This window comes from Pseudoflavonifractor sp. MSJ-37 (genome assembly GCF_018917965.1).
Classification (GTDB): Bacteria; Bacillota; Clostridia; order Oscillospirales; family Oscillospiraceae; genus Pseudoflavonifractor_A.
The window spans coordinates 231256-248787 of the sequence record NZ_JAHLPP010000002.1 but is presented as its reverse complement, the minus strand read 5'-3'; the positions used below and the strand labels follow the sequence as shown (position 1 = coordinate 248787).

At 63.3% G+C, this 17532-nt stretch carries 13 protein-coding genes; 7 read left to right on the top strand and 6 right to left on the bottom strand.

Annotated features, from left to right (window positions below; all coding sequences use genetic code 11):
- Nucleotides 1–73 precede the first annotated feature (73 nt).
- The 5 genes from hpt to KQI12_RS06975 form a co-directional block, all read right to left on the bottom strand.
- Entirely contained in the window at nt 74–619 is a 546-nt protein-coding gene (gene hpt / locus KQI12_RS06995) for a hypoxanthine phosphoribosyltransferase (RefSeq protein WP_216572054.1), read from the bottom strand.
- Nucleotides 620–638: 19 nt separating this feature from the next.
- Complete coding sequence (gene tilS, locus KQI12_RS06990; protein ID WP_253290882.1) at nt 639–2051, bottom strand: tRNA lysidine(34) synthetase TilS; 1413 nt, start codon at nt 2049–2051, stop codon at nt 639–641.
- A 5-nt stretch (nt 2052–2056) separates the two neighbouring features.
- Nucleotides 2057–3403, bottom strand: a complete 1347-nt coding sequence (gene dnaB / locus KQI12_RS06985) for a replicative DNA helicase (RefSeq protein WP_216572051.1) — start codon at nt 3401–3403, stop codon at nt 2057–2059.
- A gap of 33 nt (nt 3404–3436) precedes the next feature.
- Nucleotides 3437–3883, bottom strand: a complete 447-nt coding sequence (gene rplI, locus KQI12_RS06980) for a 50S ribosomal protein L9 (protein WP_216572049.1) — start codon at nt 3881–3883, stop codon at nt 3437–3439.
- Nucleotides 3884–3952: 69 nt separating this feature from the next.
- Complete coding sequence (locus tag KQI12_RS06975; protein WP_216572047.1) at nt 3953–5941, bottom strand: DHH family phosphoesterase; 1989 nt, start codon at nt 5939–5941, stop codon at nt 3953–3955.
- Nucleotides 5942–6292: 351 nt separating this feature from the next.
- On the opposite strand from KQI12_RS06975, the gene KQI12_RS06970 reads away from it, so the two are divergent.
- The 5 genes from KQI12_RS06970 to KQI12_RS06950 all read left to right on the top strand — a co-directional run bounded on the left by KQI12_RS06970 (nt 6293) and on the right by KQI12_RS06950 (nt 12670).
- Nucleotides 6293–7357, top strand: a complete 1065-nt coding sequence (locus KQI12_RS06970; protein WP_216572045.1) for a branched-chain amino acid aminotransferase — start codon at nt 6293–6295, stop codon at nt 7355–7357.
- Between the two features lie 351 nt (nt 7358–7708).
- On the top strand, nt 7709–8962 hold the full coding sequence (gene dpaL, locus KQI12_RS06965) for a diaminopropionate ammonia-lyase (protein ID WP_216572359.1): 1254 nt from the start codon (nt 7709–7711) through the stop codon (nt 8960–8962).
- Between the two features lie 259 nt (nt 8963–9221).
- Nucleotides 9222–10163, top strand: coding sequence for a carbamate kinase (arcC, locus tag KQI12_RS06960; protein WP_216572042.1), 942 nt, complete (start codon nt 9222–9224; stop codon nt 10161–10163).
- 20 nt (nt 10164–10183) lie between these two features.
- Entirely contained in the window at nt 10184–10561 is a 378-nt protein-coding gene (locus KQI12_RS06955; RefSeq protein ID WP_216572031.1) for a RidA family protein, read from the top strand.
- Nucleotides 10562–11269: 708 nt separating this feature from the next.
- Nucleotides 11270–12670 carry a uracil-xanthine permease family protein gene (locus KQI12_RS06950; RefSeq protein WP_216572028.1) on the top strand — a complete coding sequence of 467 codons (1401 nt, stop codon included), beginning with the start codon at nt 11270–11272 and terminating at the stop codon, nt 12668–12670.
- A 569-nt stretch (nt 12671–13239) separates the two neighbouring features.
- Here the strand turns inward: KQI12_RS06950 and KQI12_RS06945 are convergent.
- Nucleotides 13240–13734 carry a deaminase gene (locus KQI12_RS06945; RefSeq protein ID WP_216572027.1) on the bottom strand — a complete coding sequence of 165 codons (495 nt, stop codon included), beginning with the start codon at nt 13732–13734 and terminating at the stop codon, nt 13240–13242.
- 161 nt (nt 13735–13895) lie between these two features.
- On the opposite strand from KQI12_RS06945, the gene KQI12_RS06940 reads away from it, so the two are divergent.
- Both KQI12_RS06940 and secA read left to right on the top strand, forming a co-directional pair.
- Nucleotides 13896–14285 (top strand): hypothetical protein, encoded by a 390-nt coding sequence (locus tag KQI12_RS06940; RefSeq protein ID WP_216572025.1) that lies wholly within the window; start codon nt 13896–13898, stop codon nt 14283–14285.
- A gap of 451 nt (nt 14286–14736) precedes the next feature.
- Complete coding sequence (gene secA / locus KQI12_RS06935) at nt 14737–17496, top strand: preprotein translocase subunit SecA (protein WP_216572023.1); 2760 nt, start codon at nt 14737–14739, stop codon at nt 17494–17496.
- Nucleotides 17497–17532 lie beyond the last annotated feature (36 nt).

The window sequence follows — 17532 nt, the reverse complement described above, 5'->3', positions numbered from 1 at the left end:
GTCCCGGTCACCGGGGGAACGCGCTTTCAGACTTATGATCCGGTCCCGCCCATCGGCAGAGGGACCGGAGGACTCATTCCCCACCGTAGACTCGGGGCTTCAGGATGCCGATATAGGGCAGGTTGCGGTATTTCTCGTCGTAGTCCAGGCCATAGCCCACCACGAAGGCGTCCGGGATGGAGAAGCCGGAGTAGTCCACATGGACGGGCTTGGTGCGGCGCTCGGGCTTATCCAGCAGGGTACACAGCCGGATGGAGGCGGGATGGCGGGCCTCCAGCAGCTTCAGCAGGTAGGACAGGGTGTTGCCGCTGTCCAGGATGTCCTCCACCACGATGACGTCCTTGCCTTCGATCTGCTCGGACAGGTCCTTCACGATCTTCACCTGGCCGGAGCTGGTGGTGCCGCTGCCGTAGGAGGACACGGCCATGAAGTCCACGGTGCAGGGCAGTGTGATCTGGCGCACCAGATCGGCCATGAACACGAAGGAGCCCCGCAGGACGCTGACCAGCAGGGGCTCTTTGCCCTCATAGTCCCGGTCGATCTGCTGGGCGATCTCCGCCACCCGCTGTTTGAGCTGCTCCTCCGAGAAGAGCACACGCTCGATGTCTTGTTCCAGCATATTCTTGCTTCCTTCCTTTCTATGCTTGGTCCGGCTGGACCAGGGGATCGGCGCCGCCCTCCGGCGGCGTGGGATCGGTCCGGATCTGGAGCTCCCAGGCCTCCTGACCGGGCTGGGCCAGCCGGGGGGCATGGGGGCCGTAGGGGATCAGAGCAGCCGGGCCCGCCTCGTCCGCCAGCACCGGCAGACGGTCCCGGTCCCATCGGGGACAGCGGCGGTCGATCAGGAGCTTCTTCACGCTCCGGCCCGGGCGGCCTGGCAGGGCGACCGTGTCCCCGGTCTGCCGGGGACGGAGCAGAGGGACGCCATGGAACTCCGCCACATAGAACGTCCCGGGGGCCGGGCGCTCCGGACAGACCGTCCGGCGGCACCGGAGGCCGTACCGGCTGTGGACCGGCCAGGTCTCCCCTTCCAGCGCCAGCGGCGCGGGGATCAGGGCCGGGACCGGCCCTGCCGGGGCGACCCGGAGGATGCCGCAGCTGAGGCGGCCCTCCCAGCCTCCGCTCAGGGAACAGGCCCTGTCGGTCCGGCCGGCCCGGACCAGAGCCAGCAGGGCCCGGCTGTGGGCGGCGGAGAGTTCACCGCCCCCGGCCTGCCGCACGATCTGCCGCAGGGCCCGGAGGGCCAGAGGATCCGGCGCGGCGGCGAGGCCTGCCGCCGGGACCACGGCACCCTCCGCGTCGGGACGGGCGGCGGCCGCCAGCGGGGCGGCCTGGGCCTCTAAAAAGGCGCTGTCGGCCCGGAGGAGGGCGGCGGTCTCGCCCAGCCGCCGGACCACCTGCGGGTCGATCGGGCGGAGAAGAGGCAGGACCTGATGCCGCAGGAGATTGCGGGCGTAGGCGGTGTCGGTGTTGGAGGCGTCCTCCCGGTGGGGGACGCCCGCCGCCTGGAGATAGGCCTCGATCTCGGCCCGTTCCGTGGTCAGCAGGGGCCGGATCAGGCCGTCCCGCTTGGGCGGGATGCCTCCCAGACCGTGGAGTCCGCTCCCCCGGATCAGATGGAGGAGCACCGTCTCAGCATTGTCCCCGGCGTTGTGGGCGGTGGCGATGGCGGTACAGCCCAGAGCCGCCGCCGTCTCCCGCAGGAAGGCGTAGCGCATGGCCCGGGCGGTCTCCTCGATGCCGGTCCCCCGGCGGCGGGCTTCGCCGGCCACATCGCCGGAGCCCACGGTCAGGGGGATGTTCCACTTTTTGCACCACTTTTCCACAAAAGCCGCGTCTCCGGTGGAATCCGCCCCCCGGAGCCGGTGGTCATAATGGGCGGCGAAGAGGATCAGCTCCCCCCGTTCCGCCCGCCGGGCCAGCAGATGCAGGAGGCACATGGAGTCCGCCCCGCCGGACACGGCGCAGAGGACCCGGCTCCCGGCGGGGAGCATCCCCTCCTGGCGGATCAGACCGGCGAAGGCGGCCGGCTCCCGGAGCGTCGGCCCCATGCCGGTCAAAACTCCTGATGCCGCCGGTCGATGGAGGAGAAGGTGGTGTACTCCGGCAGCCACTGGAGCTCCACCGTGCCCGTCTCGCCGTGGCGGTTCTTGGCGATGATGCACTCGGCCAGATTGTGGTCCTCGCTGTCCTCGTTATAGTAGTCGTCCCGGTAGAGGAACATGACGATATCGGCGTCCTGCTCGATGGCGCCGGACTCGCGCAGATCGGAGAGCATGGGCCGCTTGTTGGTGCGGCTCTCCGGTCCGCGGGAGAGCTGGGACAGGCAGACCACCGGCACGTTCAGCTCCTTGGCCATGATCTTCAGGGCCCGGGAGATGTCGGACACGATCTGCTGGCGGTTGTCCCCGGAGCGGGTCTTTTCCCCGGCGGAGGTCATGAGCTGGAGGTAGTCGATCACCACCAGGCCAAGATCGTCCACCCGGCGGCACTTGGCGTTCATGTCGGCCACGCTGAGGGAGGGGTCGTCGTCGATCAGGATCCGGGTCTTGTTCAGGGCGGCGGAGGCCGCCGCGATCCGGGACCAATCCTCGTCGTTGAGCCGGCCGGTGACCAGCTTCTTATTGTCCACGAAGGACTCGCCGGAGATCAGACGCATGGCCAGCTGTTCCCGGCTCATCTCCAGAGAGAAGAACACCACCGTCTTGCCGGAGAACTTGCCCGCGTGGAGCAGGACGTTCAGGGCGAAGGAGGTCTTGCCCATGCCGGGGCGGGCGGCCAGCAGGATCAGGTCGGACTTGTTCAGGCCGGAGATGGCCATGTCCACGTCGGGCAGGCCGGTGGACAGTCCGGGGACGGCGGAGTCGCTGGCGGCCAGCTCGGCCAGCCGCTCGTATACGTTCAGGATCACGCCGGAGATGTGTTCCAGTCCCCGGGCGGCCCGGCCCTGCCGGATGGCATAGATCCGCTGTTCCGCAGCCTCCAGCACATCCTGGGCAGTGCCGGTGCCCTCCTGGATCATGGCGGTCATGGCCCCGGCCGTCTCGGCGATCCGCCGGAGGAGGGACTTGTCCTTCACGATGGCCACATATTCCTTCACATTGGCCGCCGTGGGGGTGATCTCCATGAGCTGGAGGACATAGTTGCGGGAGGTGTTCTCGTCATAGACGCCGTTCTGCTTCATGTGCTCCAGCACCGTCACCGGGTCGATGGTCTGGGAGAAGTTGAACATGGAGTAGATGGTGTCATAGATGTCCCGGTTCTGCTTGACATAGAAGTCCTCGCTCTTGAGGGACTCGATCACCTCGGGCACACAGCGGGCGTCGATGAGCATGGCGCCCAGGACGCTCTGTTCGGCCTCCACAGAGTGGGGCATCTGCCGGGTGAGGAGCGCTTCGTCCATGGGGACCACCTCCTTTTTCGTTTGGGGATGGCGTTACAGTTCCGTGACCATGACCTTCAGGGTGCCCACGACCTCATAGCCCAGCTTGCACTTGAGCTCATAGCCGCCGAAGGCCTTGATGGGCTCGTCCTGGACGATCTTGGTCTTGGGGATGACCACGTCGAACTGCTCCTTCAGAGCGTCGGAGATCTCCTTGGAGGTGACGGAGCCGAAAAGACGGCCGCCGTTGCCGGCCTTGGCCTTCACCTGCACGGTGATGTCCTTGAGCTTCTTGGCGATGGCCTCGGCCTCGGCCCGCTCCGCGGCCTCCTGGGCCCGGCGGGCCTTCTCCTGGAGCTTCATGGTGTTCAGGTTCTCGGGGGTGGCCAGCACGGCCAGCTTCCGGGGGAGGAGGAAATTGCGGGCGTAGCCGTCGCTGGCCTCGATCATCTGGCCCTTCTTGCCCTGGCCCTTCACGTCCTGCTGCAGGATCACTTTCATGTTGGATCTTCCTTTCTTATCTTGTCCTTCTCCACACGGGGAAAGGATGGTGTGTATGGTCCGGTGCGGTCAGTCCTCCTCGAAGTACTGGTCGATGGCGGCCAGGAGCTTCCGGGACACCTCGTCCAGCGTGCCGGGGATCTGACCGCCGGCGGCACTGGCGTTGCCGCCGCCGCCCAGCTTTTCCAGGATGAACTGGACGTTGGTGTCTCCCATGGAGCGGCCGGAGATGATGACCCGCTCTCCGTCCGGGAAGAGGACGAAGGAGGCGTCCACGCCGGAGATGTTGAGGAGCTCGTCTGCGGCCTGGGCGGCCACCACACGGCCCACGGTGTGGTCCACCACGGCCACGGCGATGCCGTCCCGGTACATCCGGGCGTTCCGGATGATGTCATAGCGGGCGATGGTGCCGTCCAGATCGTTCTGGAACAGCTTGCGCACATCGCCGGTGTCGGCCCCCGCCCGGCGGAGGAAGGAGGCCGCCTCGAAGGTGCGGCTCCCAGTGCGCATGGTGAACTGCTTGGTGTCCAGCACGATGCCGGCCAGCAGGGCCTCGGCCTCGGTCTTGAGCAGATCGACCGGCTCCAGCAGGTACTGGAGCAGTTCCGTGACCAGCTCGCTGGCAGAGGAAGCATAGGGCTCGTGGAAGTTCAGCGCCGCGTCGGCGATATAGGTGGCCGCCCGGCGGTGGTGGTCGATCACCGCCACCTTGGTGCAGGAGAGGAGCAGGTCCTCGGACACGGTCTGCTCCGGCCGGTTGGTGTCCACCACCACCAGCAGGGAGCGGGAGTCGGCCAGGACCATGGCGTCCTGGGAGGAGAGGAACACGCCCTTGTACTCCGGGAGCTCCGAGAGCCGGGCCACCATGTCTCCGGCGGGGTTGGGGTCCGGGTCCTTGATGAAATAGACGGGAGTGCCCTTCTTCCGAGCGATGGCGCAGACGCCGGCGGCGGCGCCGATGCAGTCGAAGTCCGGGAACTTGTGCCCCATGACGAACACATGGGAGGCGTCGGCGATCAGCTCGCCCAGGGCGCTGGACATGACCCGGCTCTTGACCTTGGTGCGGCGCTCCTGCTCTTTCGTGTGGCCGCCGAAGAATTCGAAGTTGAACTTGTTCTTGATGACCACCTGGTCGCCGCCCCGGGAGAGGGCCATCTCCACCGAGAGGGCCGCGTACTGGAACAGATCCTGGAAGGTGTCCGCGTCCCGCCCCATGCCGATGGAGAGGGTGGCGGCCATGCCCTTGGGGTTGAGCACGCTCCGCACCCCGTCCAGGATGGCGAACTTGCCCTCCCGCAGGCTGGGGAGGAACCGCTCCTGGAAGAGGAAAAGATACCGGTCCCGGTCATACTTGCACAGCAGGCCGCCGGTGGGCTTGGTCCAGGCGCTGATCTGTTCGTCGATGGCGCTGAGGACGGCGGAGCGCTCGTTCTCGCTGATGCCCTTCATGAGCTCCTCATAGTTGTCCACCGTCAGGATGGCGCACAAAGGGCGGGAGCCATAAAAGGCCTCCCGCACGGAGGAGTAGTCGGTCACGTCCACCCAGTAGGTGGTGGCCAGGAAGCTGTGGGCGCCCTTCTCGTCGGTGCGGATCAGATGACCGAACACCAGGAAGCGGCGCTGTTCCAGCTCGACCTCCACGGGACACTCGGTCTTGCCCTCCATGAGCCAGCGGGAGGAGAAGTCGGGCACCACGGCGGAGAGCTTGGTGTCGAAGAGGTGCTCCCGCGCGCCGGTGATCTGGAGGAACCGGTCGTTGGACCAGATGACCTCGTCGCTCTCGGGCCGGAAGATGACCATGGGGAGCGGCGCGTTGAGCATGGTGTCCTTGGTGGCCTCATCCATGTTGCAGGTGACGCTGTCGATATACTTGAGGATCTCTTTCTGGCGCTGGGTGCTGTTGTGCCGGAAATAGACATAGAGCAGGACCACCACCGCGCCCTCCGCCGCGCCGAGGACCGGATCGAATACCACGGAGAGCAGGGCAAAGACTGCCAGACAGATGAAATAGAGCTGATAGCCCGGCTCCAGCAGGCGGGACAGCTTCTTTTTCCGCATAGAGGGACCTCCTTGCGCCAAGGGGGGCGCGCAGTGTGACATACCGGATCTCAACATTATATCATAAGAAGCGTGGATCGTGGATCATGATTTTTGCCGCGGCCGGCCAATGGGGAGAGGATATCCACACTCCTGTATCATAACACAAAACAGAGAGAAGGAAAAGTGCGATCAGACACCGTTTTTTGGGCGGAACAGCGTGCAGGAAGCGCAAAAAGCCCTTGCAGATCTGGATAGAGGCTGGTATAATACTTCATCATCCAAAACGGTTCAACTCGCTGAAGCCGCCCCCAGGTGTACCGCCGCGAGGACGGGAAGCGGTTCGATCGCAATGACAGGAGGTCAAATCTGATGAACCAGTTCCCTATCCAGCATCCGACGAAATTCAAGACTAAGCCTGATCCCAAGACCCTGGTGTTCGGCCACAGCTTCACCGACCATATGTTCCTGATGAACTATGACGCCGGCAAGGGCTGGCACGACGGCCGCATCGTCCCCTACGGCCCCCTCTCCCTGGATCCCTCCAGCATGGTGTTCCACTATGCGCAGGAGGTCTTCGAGGGCCTGAAGGCCTACCGCCGTCCTGACGGCGGCGTGCAGCTGTTCCGCCCGGACTGCAACGCCCAGCGCATGATCGACTCCTGCGAGCGCCTGTGCATCGCCCCTGTGCCGGAGGACATCTTCGTGGATGCCGTCAAGGCTCTGGTGAAGGTGGACGAGGACTGGGTCCCCAGCGAGCCGGGCACCTCTCTGTACATCCGTCCCTTCGTGTTCGCCACCGACACCAGCGTGGGCGTACACGCCAGCAAGAGCTATCTGTTCTGCATCATCTGCTGCCCCGTGGGCGCTTACTATAAGGAGGGCATCGATCCCGTCCGCATCTATGTGGAGAACGAGGATGTCCGCGCCGTCCGCGGCGGCACCGGCTACACCAAGTGCGGCGGCAACTACGCCGCCTCCATCCGCGCCGGCGAGCGGGCCGAGGAGCAGGGCTTCGCTCAGGTCCTGTGGCTGGACGGCGTGGAGCGCAAGTATATCGAGGAAGTCGGCTCCATGAACGTCATGTTCAAGGTGGACGGCAAGGTCATCACCCCCAAGCTGACCGGCTCTGTGCTGCCCGGCATCACCCGCCGCTCCTGCCTGGAGCTCCTGCGGTCCTGGGGCCTGGAGGTGGAGGAGCGCCTGATCACCGCTCAGGAGCTCTTCGACGCGGCCAAGGCCGGCAAGCTGGACGAGGCCTGGGGCACCGGCACCGCCGCCGTCATCTCCCCCATCGGCGAGATGGACTGGAACGGCCTGTGCGCCAAGGTGAACGGCGGCAACATCGGCCCCGTCACCCAGAAGCTCTACGATACCCTGACCGGTATCCAGTGGGGCACGAAGGAGGATACCCACGGCTGGACCGTGAAGCTGTGATCCAGATCGCATGACCGTATGAGAGGCGGGCTCTGAACAAGGGCCTGCCTCTTTTTTTGTCGGTGGACCGCGGTGGTTTTTGCCCCGCCCCGCGAGCGGAACGAATATCACAGGGGCGGCCGTCCGCACCTGCAAGGGGAGTATGCCGCATCCGTAAGGCGGCAGAGCCGCCGACAGCTGTGCAGGCGAGGACACACCCTTCAAAAAATATGACGGAACACCCCGCAAATGGCACTCTCGCTCCTTGACTTATGACTCCGATATTGATATGATGTCTCTATAAAATGCGGAGTGTGAACTCCACGATTTGATCTCTATAGTTTTTTACGGAGGCGAATGATCAAAATGGAGATGGAACAGATCAAGTGGGTGCCCAACCGGGTACCGAAGAGCGATGACAAGTGGCTGGACATCATGTCTCTGGAGAACGTGGCCAAGGCCCGTGCCTTCCACAGCAGCTTCCCCCAGTATTCTATCACTCCCCTGGCCAACCTGACCCGCATGGCGCAGTATATGGGCCTGGGCGGCATCTATGTGAAGGATGAGTCCTACCGGTTCGGCCTGAACGCGTTCAAGGTCCTGGGCGGCTCCTTCGCCATGGCCCGCTACATCGCCCAGCAGATGGGCAAGGACGTGTCCGAGATGACCTACGACTACATGACCAGCGAGAAGCTGCGCCAGGAGTTCGGCCAGGCCACCTTCTTCACCGCTACTGACGGCAACCACGGCCGCGGCGTGGCGTGGGCCGCCAACCGTCTGGGCCAGAAGGCTGTGGTCCATATGCCCAAGGGCAGCTCCATGGCCCGCTACAACAACATCGCCAAGGAGGGCGCCAAGGTCACCATCGAGGACGTGAACTACGACGACTGTGTCCGTATGGCCGCCGCTGAGGCCGACGAGTGCGAGAACGGCGTCATCGTCCAGGACACCGCCTGGGAGGGCTATGAGGACATCCCCTCCTGGATCATGCAGGGCTACGGCACCATGGCCTCTGAGGCCGCCGAGCAGCTGCGCCAGATCGGCGTGAACCGCCCCACCCACATCTTCGTGCAGGCGGGCGTGGGCTCTCTGGCCGGCGCCATCCAGGGCTTCTTCCAGAACCTGTTCCCCAACGATCCCCCGAAGGTCGTCATCATGGAGACCGCCGCGGCAGACTGCCTGTTCCGCAGCGCTCTGGTGGGCGACGGCAATCCCCGCATCGTCACCGGCGACCTGAAGACCATCATGGCCGGCCTGGCCTGCGGTGAGCCCAACATCATCGGCTGGGACATCCTGCGCAACCACTCCAGCGTGTTCACCTCCTGCCCCGACTGGGTGTCCGCCAAGGGCATGCGCATGCTGGCCGTCCCCTGCGACGGCGACCCCGTGGTCACCTCCGGCGAGTCCGGCGCTGTGGGCATGGGCTGTCTGGACGCCATCATGAACAACCCCGACTACAAGGATCTGAAGGAGTACCTGGAGCTGGACCGCTTCAGCCAGGTGCTGATGATCTCCACCGAGGGCAACACCGATCCTCAGAAGTTCCGCCGCATCATCTGGGACGGCGAGTATCCCACCACCGGCACGCCTCTGGGCGAGTACGAGGGCTATCGCCTGAACAAGTAAGCGCCCCTGCTGTACCGAGAACATCTCATACGGCGGTCCCGTCAGCTGGGGCCGCCGTATGTCGTTCCCGCGGCGGGACGGTCCCGGACCATTTGGATCCCGCCTTCCGGAAATGACGGATCGGATGTTGAACACAGATCCTTTTTTGACAGGTCGATTTGTGAAAATCGATTGACATCTGATGACTTAAGCTTTATGATAGCTGTATCGAATTAGACTGCGCGTTTCAAGCGCGCAAAAATGAAGAGGTGTGAGATACATGGGAAAGAGAATCGTCATCGCCCTGGGCGGCAACGCCCTCGGCAATAACCTGCCCGAGCAGATGGTCGCGGTCCAGCAGACCTCCAAGGCCATCGCGGACCTGATCCAGGAGGGGCATGAGGTCATCATCGCCCACGGCAACGGCCCCCAGGTCGGCATGATCCAGAACGCCATGACCGAGCTGACCCGTTCGGACCCTGAGAAGTACATCCCCTGCCCCCTGTCCGTGTGCGTGGCTATGAGCCAGGGCTACATCGGCTACGATCTGCAGAACGCTCTGCGCGAGGAGCTGCTGGACCGCGGTATCGACAAGTCCTGCGCCACCGTCCTGACCCAGGTCATCGTGGACAGGAACGATCCTGCGTTCGAGAACCCCACTAAGCCGATCGGCGCTTTCATGAGCAAGGAAGAGGCCGACAAGCTGGCCGCCGAGCGCGGCTATGTGGTGAAGGAGGATGCCGGCCGCGGCTACCGCCGTGTGGTCGCCTCCCCCAAGCCCCAGGCCATCGCTGAGATCGAGACCGTCAAGGCTCTGGTCGAGGCCGGTCATGTGGTCATCGCCTGCGGCGGCGGCGGCATCCCTGTCTTCAAGACCGAGGGCAACCGTCTGGACGGCGCGGCCGCTGTGGTGGACAAGGACTTCGCCTCCTGCGTGCTGGCTCAGCAGCTGGACGCCGACTGCCTGATCATCCTGACCGCCGTGGAGAAGGTCGCCATCCACTTCGGCAAGCCCGATGTGAAGTGGCTGGACGAGCTGACCCCCGCCGAGGCCCAGAAGTACATCGCCGACGGCGAGTTCGCCCCCGGCTCCATGCTGCCCAAGGTCCAGGCCGCTCTGCAGTTCGCCGAGTCCAAGCCCGGCCGCACCTCTCTGATCACCCTGCTGGAGAAGGCCAAGGACGGCGTCGCCGGCAAGACCGGTACCAGCATCCACTGCTGATCCAAAGGAGTGCGGATACCATGAACAAGACGATCACCGCTCCCGACGCCCCCAAGGCCACCGGTCCGTACTGCCACGCCAAGCAGGCGGGCAATATGCTCTTCATCTCCGGCCAGTTGGGCGTGGACCAGGCCAAGGGCGGCCTGGCCGAGACCGTGTCCGAGCAGGCCAAGCTGGCTCTGGAGGGCATGGGCAAGATCCTGAAGGCCGCTGGCATGGACTACACCGACGTGGTCAAGACCACCGTGTTCCTGGCCGACATCAACGACTTCGCCACCATCAACGCCATCTACTCGGATGTGTTCAAGACCGAGCCTCCCGCCCGGTCCTGCTATCAAGTAGCCAACCTGCCCAAGGGCGCGCTCTTCGAGATCGAAGCGATCGCCGTCAAGGGCTGATAGAGACCCTTTGAGCATCTACGGACGCTCGATATATTTCAGCAGCAAGCAGCGGCAGGGGCCGCCCCATTGGGGCGGCCCCTCAGCGTGTCGAAAAAGTTCGACACGCTTCTCAGAAATGCAGGCATTTCTTCGAGGGAGACGCAGGCCGCCACGCGCACTCGCTACGCTCGCACACTTGCGGCCTGAGAAGAGTTTTTTCTGAGGCGCATGTCCCCAGAAAAAACGCCTTGCATCTTATTCCGTCACCTGCGGGTGACGGAACTCTGCGAGGCTCTTGCATCGTTCCCTGTGAGAGATCACTTTTTTGACAGACTGAGGGGCCGCCCCGTTGGGGCGGCCCCTGCTTTTCGTTTTTGGAAAATGTATAGTAAAAATACACAAAAAATGGATTGGATATTTTGAACTAGAGTGAACGGTTCATGTTGAAATGATTTGTGCGATGTGTTATAGTGATATAGTCATCAGAAGAAACGAGGTAGGACATAGTACCTACTACGCAGGTATTCTGGACCGGCAGATCTCCATAGGATGCTGGCCCACGGCTCTGGAGCATCGGGAATGTTCCGACTGGCAAGGGGTTGTGATGGGACGAAATGACCAAAAGGAGGAGAGGCTGAGACCCCCCACGCCATTCCGCAGCGCGGTACCAGAAGTCCCCGACGCGGTGCCACCGCGTCTAAAAAATGAATGAGGTGAAATGAAAACATGAGCAAGCAAAACACGCAGGCTTCCGAGGCAGCTCTGTTCCAGCTGAACGGCAGGCCTCCGATGAGCAAAGCGCTCCCCCTGGGATTTCAGCACGTAGTCGTCGCGATCGTCAGTACGGTCTCTCCCGCACTGCTGGTCTCTGGCACCGCCAATATGGCTCCCGACCAGAAGATCATGCTGGTCCAGGTCTCTCTTCTCATGACCGCTATCGCGATCCTGCTCCAGCTGTTCCCCATCGTCCGCGGCTTCGGCTCCGGCCTGCCCCTGATCATGGGCATCAGCTTCATCCTGCCCACCCTGATGATCGAGCGCTTCTCCTTCCCAGTGATGATGGGTGCGCAGATCGTCGGCGGCATCGCGGGCGCGGTCTTCGCGATCTTCCTGAGACCCATCCGTAAATTGTTCCCCACCATCGTCACCGGCACGGTCGTGTTGACGATCGGTATGTCCATGTATCCCATCGCCGTCCGCAACATGGCCGGCGGCTACACGGACAACTTCGGCACTCCCGCCGTGTGGATCGTGACTCTGTTCACTCTGGTCGTCGTGGTCATCTGCGACAACTGGGGCAAGGGCCTGATCAAGCTGGGCGCGGTGCTGTGGGGCCTGATCGCGGGCTACATCCTGTCCATCATCTTCACCGAGACCGGCATCGCCCATCTGGTGGACTTCTCCAACGTGGGGTCTGCGGGCTGGTTCTCCCTGCCCCGTCCCATGCAGTTTGGCATCGAGTTCGACGCCACCGCCTGCATCTCCATGGCCATCCTGTTCGTGGCCAACTCCCTCCAGACCATCGGAGATATGAGCTCCCTGACCGTGGGCGGCTTCGACCGTATGCCCACTGACCGCGAGCTGTCTGGCGGCATCATGGCCCAGAGCGTGGGCTCCATCGTCGGCGCCATCTTCGGCGGCATGCCCACCTGCTCCTACAGCGAGTGCGTCGGCATCGTCACCGTCACCAAGGTCGTCAACAAGGTGGTCTTCGCCATCGCCGCCTTCGCCCTGCTGATCTGCGGTCTGGTGCCCAAATTCGCCTCCATCCTGACCACCGTCCCTGAGTGCGTGCTGGGCGGCGCCGTCATCTCCGTGTTCGCCATCATCACCATGACCGGTGTGCGCATGGTCACCGGAAGCGGCAAGTTCACCAACCGCAAGGCCACCATCGTGGGCCTGTCTGTGGCCGTCAGCATCGGCATCACTCAGGTCAGCGGCTGCATGGACGGTCTGCCCGCCGTCATCGAGACCGTGTTCGGCTCCTTCGCTCCCGTGGGCGCCGCTCTGATCGCCATCCCCCTGAACCTGCTCCTGCCCAAGGCCCAGGAGGACCTGGACGACGAGCGCGAGCAGGCGGAGCTGGAGCGCAAGCGCATGGAGGCCCTCCAGGCCAAGCAGCAGTGATATCCTGACGATACCCGCGCACACCATCTCTTCTTTTACACACGACGAGGCCCCGGCTGATCCAGCCGGGGCCTCGTCGTATTTTAATATAAGAAAACAAAACATAGTAAGACCATACAAAAATGGCTGTTGATCTCTACCAGAAGCCGAGGATAATGGATTGCAGTTTTTAGCAAGAAGTGATATAGTGATATAGTCATATGATGACAGTGCGCTTCGAGTTGCCCCTCTGCGCACAGGATGATACCCAAGAGGAGAGAACAAAAACTAGGAGGTAACAAGAGATGGGACAGAACACGACGAACGCGCCCGCGGCCGCAGGCGGGGCCCTCTTCCATAGGATGCAGGCCGCCGCGCGCACTCGCTATGCTCGCACACTAGCGGCCTGAGAAGCGTTTTTTCTGAGGCATATGTCCTCAGAAAAAACGTCTTACATCTCATTCCGTCCCCTGCGGGTGACGGAACTCTGCGAGGCTCCTGCGTCGCTCAACGGGAGAAATGACTTTTTTGACAGTCTGCAAGGGCCGTATCCCATGGGATACGGCCCTTTCGTCACTGATATGTCCTTTTTACGGCTCCTGCCCCTCCGGCGCGGGCAGGGAGTCGTCCTCCCGGATCCAGTCCTCCACGTGGACCACGGAATAGTCGCTCTTGGTCCGGCGGATCACCACCCGGTCGATGCCGGCGTTGATGATCAGGCGGCGGCACATGGAGCAGGAGGTGGCGTCGGTCAGGAGGAGCCCGGTCTTGGCGTCCCGCCCCGCCAGATAGAGGGTGGCCCCGATGCAGTCCCGCCGGGCGGCGGAGATGATGGCGTTGGCCTCCGCGTGGACGGAGCGGCACAGCTCATACCGCTGGCCGGAGGGGATGTTCATGATCTCCCGGGTACAGCGGCCCAGGTCGCCGCAGTTGCGCCGTCCCCGTGGCGCTCCGTTGTAGCCGGTGGCCACGATCTCATCGTTCTTGACGATGATCGCGCCGTAGCACCGCCGCAGACAGGTGGAGCGCTCCAGCACGGTCTCCGCGATGTCCAGATAATAGTTCTCCTTGTCGATGCGCTGCATAGCAGGACCTCCCGGCTGTTTTTCCACCAGTATAGCGGGTCTGGGGCCGGGGCGCAAGGCACAATTCACATAATGTTTACGTTTCCTTCCTTGACGTGTCCACAGCCAGAGCTTATCATTGGAATAGATATTTCTCACAGGAAAGGGGGGAGACCGCAGATATGGGATGGCTGAGACGGTTCATGTATGGCAGATATGGCGGAGACCAGCTCTCCTGGTTCCTCCTGGCGGTCTATGTGCTCCTGGTGTTCCTGTCTGGGCTGCCACATCTGGGCGTCCTCTCTCTGCTGGCGTGGGCGGTGCTGATCTGGTCCCTGTACCGGAGCCTGTCCCGTCAGTTCGCCAAGCGCCGGGCGGAGAACGCCCACTTCCTGACCATGGCGGGGCCGGCGATCCGGTGGTTCCGGATGCGCTGCACGATCTGCCGGGACAAGGAGCACCGCTACTTCCGCTGTCCCAACTGCGGGCAGTACCTCCGGGTCCCCAGAGGGAAGGGCAGGATCACCGTGAGCTGCCGCAACTGCGGCGTGAGCTTCGAGGAAAAGAGCTGACCTCCGGGTCAGAGGAAGGGCCGTCCGGAAGGACGGCCTGTCCTTCTTTTGGGGGAGATACCTGCTCATGAGGCAGGTACGTTATGTCCTCGCCGGACGGGCGCCCTGTTTCTTTTTCCTCACGTGAGAAAAAGAAAGGGGGCTCCCGCCGAGCAGGCGGCCCGTCCGCACCCGCAAGGAGTATGCCGCATCCGTAAAGCAGCGGAGCCGCTAACGGCTGCGCAAGCGAGGACACAACACCCCCGCCCGCAGGCGGGGAAACAGACCCATTTCGCACCTGACCGACCGCCCCAGTCTCCATTTTCCCCCTTCCTGAAACCGATTTGTCAGAGAAAAGGCCCATCATTCACAATTTCCCCTTTTTTATTGGGGATGGATGTGCTATACTCTAACATGAAATTTTACGGTCATTGGTTTTCCCGCACCATGCAAGAAAGGTGAATGACTCCATATGAACATCTTGAAGAAGCTGTTTGGCAACAGCTCCGCGAAGGAAGTCAAGGCGATCATGCCCCTCGTGACAAAGATCGAAGCTCTGGACGCGGAATACAGCAAGCTCACCGATGAAGAGCTCAAGGCCAAGACTCCTGCATTCAAGGAGCGCCTGCGTGCGGGCGAGACCCTGGATGACATCCTGCCCGAGGCGTTCGCCGCCTGCCGTGAGGCTTCCTGGCGCGTGCTGGGCATGAAGCCCTACCGTGTGCAGCTGATCGGCGGCATCATCCTCCACCAGGGCCGCATCGCCGAGATGCGCACCGGTGAGGGCAAGACCCTGGTGGCCACCCTGCCCGCCTACCTGAACGCCCTGTCCGGCGAGGGCGTCCATGTGGTCACCGTCAACGACTACCTGGCCAAGCGCGACAGCGAGTGGATGGGCAAGGTCTACCGCTTCATGGGCCTCACCGTGGGCCTGGTGATCCATGACGTCCTGCCTCAGATGCGCAAGGCCGCCTATCAGGCCGACATCACCTACGGCACCAACAACGAGTTCGGCTTCGACTACCTCCGCGACAACATGGCGATCTACGCCAGCGAGATGGTCCAGCGGGGCCACTCCTTCGCCATCGTGGACGAGGTGGACTCCATCCTGATCGACGAGGCCCGCACCCCTCTGATCATCTCTGGCCAGGGCGACAAGTCCACCCAGCTCTACCAGCTGGCGGACCGCTTCGCCGCCGGTCTGAAGGCCAAGGTCTACGCCAAGACCGACTCCAAGGAGGAAGAGGATCCCGACCTGGACGCCGACTATGTGGTGGACGAGAAGTACAAGACCGTCACCCTCACCGCCCGCGGCGTGGCCAAGGCGGAGAAGGTGTTCAATGTGGACAACCTGACCGACCCTGAGAACACCACCCTCCTGCACCACATCAACCAGGCCATCCGGGCCCGGGGCCTCATGAAGCGGGACATCGACTATGTGGTGAAGGACAACGAGATCATCATCGTGGACGAGTTCACCGGCCGCCTCATGTACGGCCGCCGCTACTCCGAGGGCCTGCACCAGGCCATCGAGGCCAAGGAGGGCGTGGAGGTCAAGCGGGAGAGCAAGACGCTGGCCACCATCACCTTCCAGAACTACTTCCGTCTGTATGACAAGCTCTCCGGCATGACGGGTACCGCCATGACCGAGGAGGAGGAGTTCGGCACCATCTACTCCCTGGACATCGTGGAGATCCCCACCAACAAGCCCGTGGCCCGTGTGGACCACCCCGATGTGGTGTACAAGAACGAGGCCGGCAAGTTCCGCGCCATCATCCGGCAGATCGAGGAGTGCCACGCCAAGGGCCAGCCCGTGCTGGTGGGCACCATCTCCATCGAGAAGTCGGAGGAGATCTCCGAGATGCTCAAGAAGAAGGGCATCAAGCACAACGTGCTGAACGCCAAGTTCCACGAGAAGGAAGCCGAGATCGTGGCGCAGGCCGGCAAGCTGGGCGCCGTCACTGTGGCCACCAACATGGCCGGCCGCGGCACCGACATCATGCTGGGCGGCAACGCCGAGTTCCTGGCTCTGGCGGACCTGCGGAAGGCCGGCCTGTCCGACGAGCTGATGGCAGAGGCCACCGGCTACGCCGAGACCGACAACGAGGATATCCTCAACGCCCGGAAGATGTACGCCGAGGCGGAGGCCAAGTATAAGAAGGACATCAAGGTCGAGGCCGAGAAGGTCCGCGAGGTGGGCGGCCTGTTCATCCTGGGCACCGAGCGCCACGAGTCCCGCCGCATCGACAACCAGCTCCGCGGTCGTGCCGGCCGTCAGGGCGACCCCGGCGAGAGCCGCTTTTACCTGTCCCTGGAGGATGACATCATGCGCCTGTTCGGCTCCGAGCGGGTCATGGGCATGATGGAGAAGTTGGGCGTGGACGAGGACACCCCCATCGATGCCAAGATGCTCTCCAACGCCATCGAGAACGCGCAGAAGAGCGTGGAGTCCCGGAACTTCCAGACCCGTAAGACGGTGCTGGAGTACGACGACGTGATGAACACCCAGCGCCAGGTCATCTACGGCGAGCGCCGCAAGGTCCTGGACGGCGAGAATCTGAAGGACTCCATCCAGAAGATGCTGGGCACCGTGATCTCCAACGCGGTCTACGGCCACATGGGCGACCAGAAGCACATGACTGCCGAGGGCTGGAACAGCGCCTGCTCCGGCTTCCGGGGCCTGTTCCTGGGCGCCGAGGACTTGGTGTACTCCGACGGCGACCTGCAGCAGTACACGGCCGATCAGCTGGTGGACCAGCTCATGGAGCGGGCCACGGCCGTCTACAGCCGGAAGGAGCAGGAGCTGGGCGAGCCTCTCATGCGGGAGCTGGAGCGCGTCATGATGCTCCGGGTGGTGGACGAGTACTGGATGGACCAGATCGACGCCATGACCGAGCTCCGCCAGGGCATCGGCCTGCGGGCTTACGGCCAGAACGATCCTGTCGTCGCCTACAAGAAGGAAGGCTACGATATGTTCGAGGAGATGATCGCCGCCATCCAGGAGGAGACCATCCGCCGGATCTTCTTGGCCCGGGTCCAGGTGGGCGGCGCCGTGAAGCGGGAGCGCGTGGCCCGCGTCACCGGCGAGTCCGGCGGCAGCGACGAGTCCGTGAAGAAGCAGCCCGTGAAGCGGCAGGGCATGCAGATCGGCCGCAACGACCCCTGCCCCTGCGGCAGCGGCAAGAAGTGGAAGAAGTGCGACTGCAAGGAGTACCATCCCGACCAGCAGTGACCGGGATGAGGACGGACCGGCGCACGGCCGGATGAG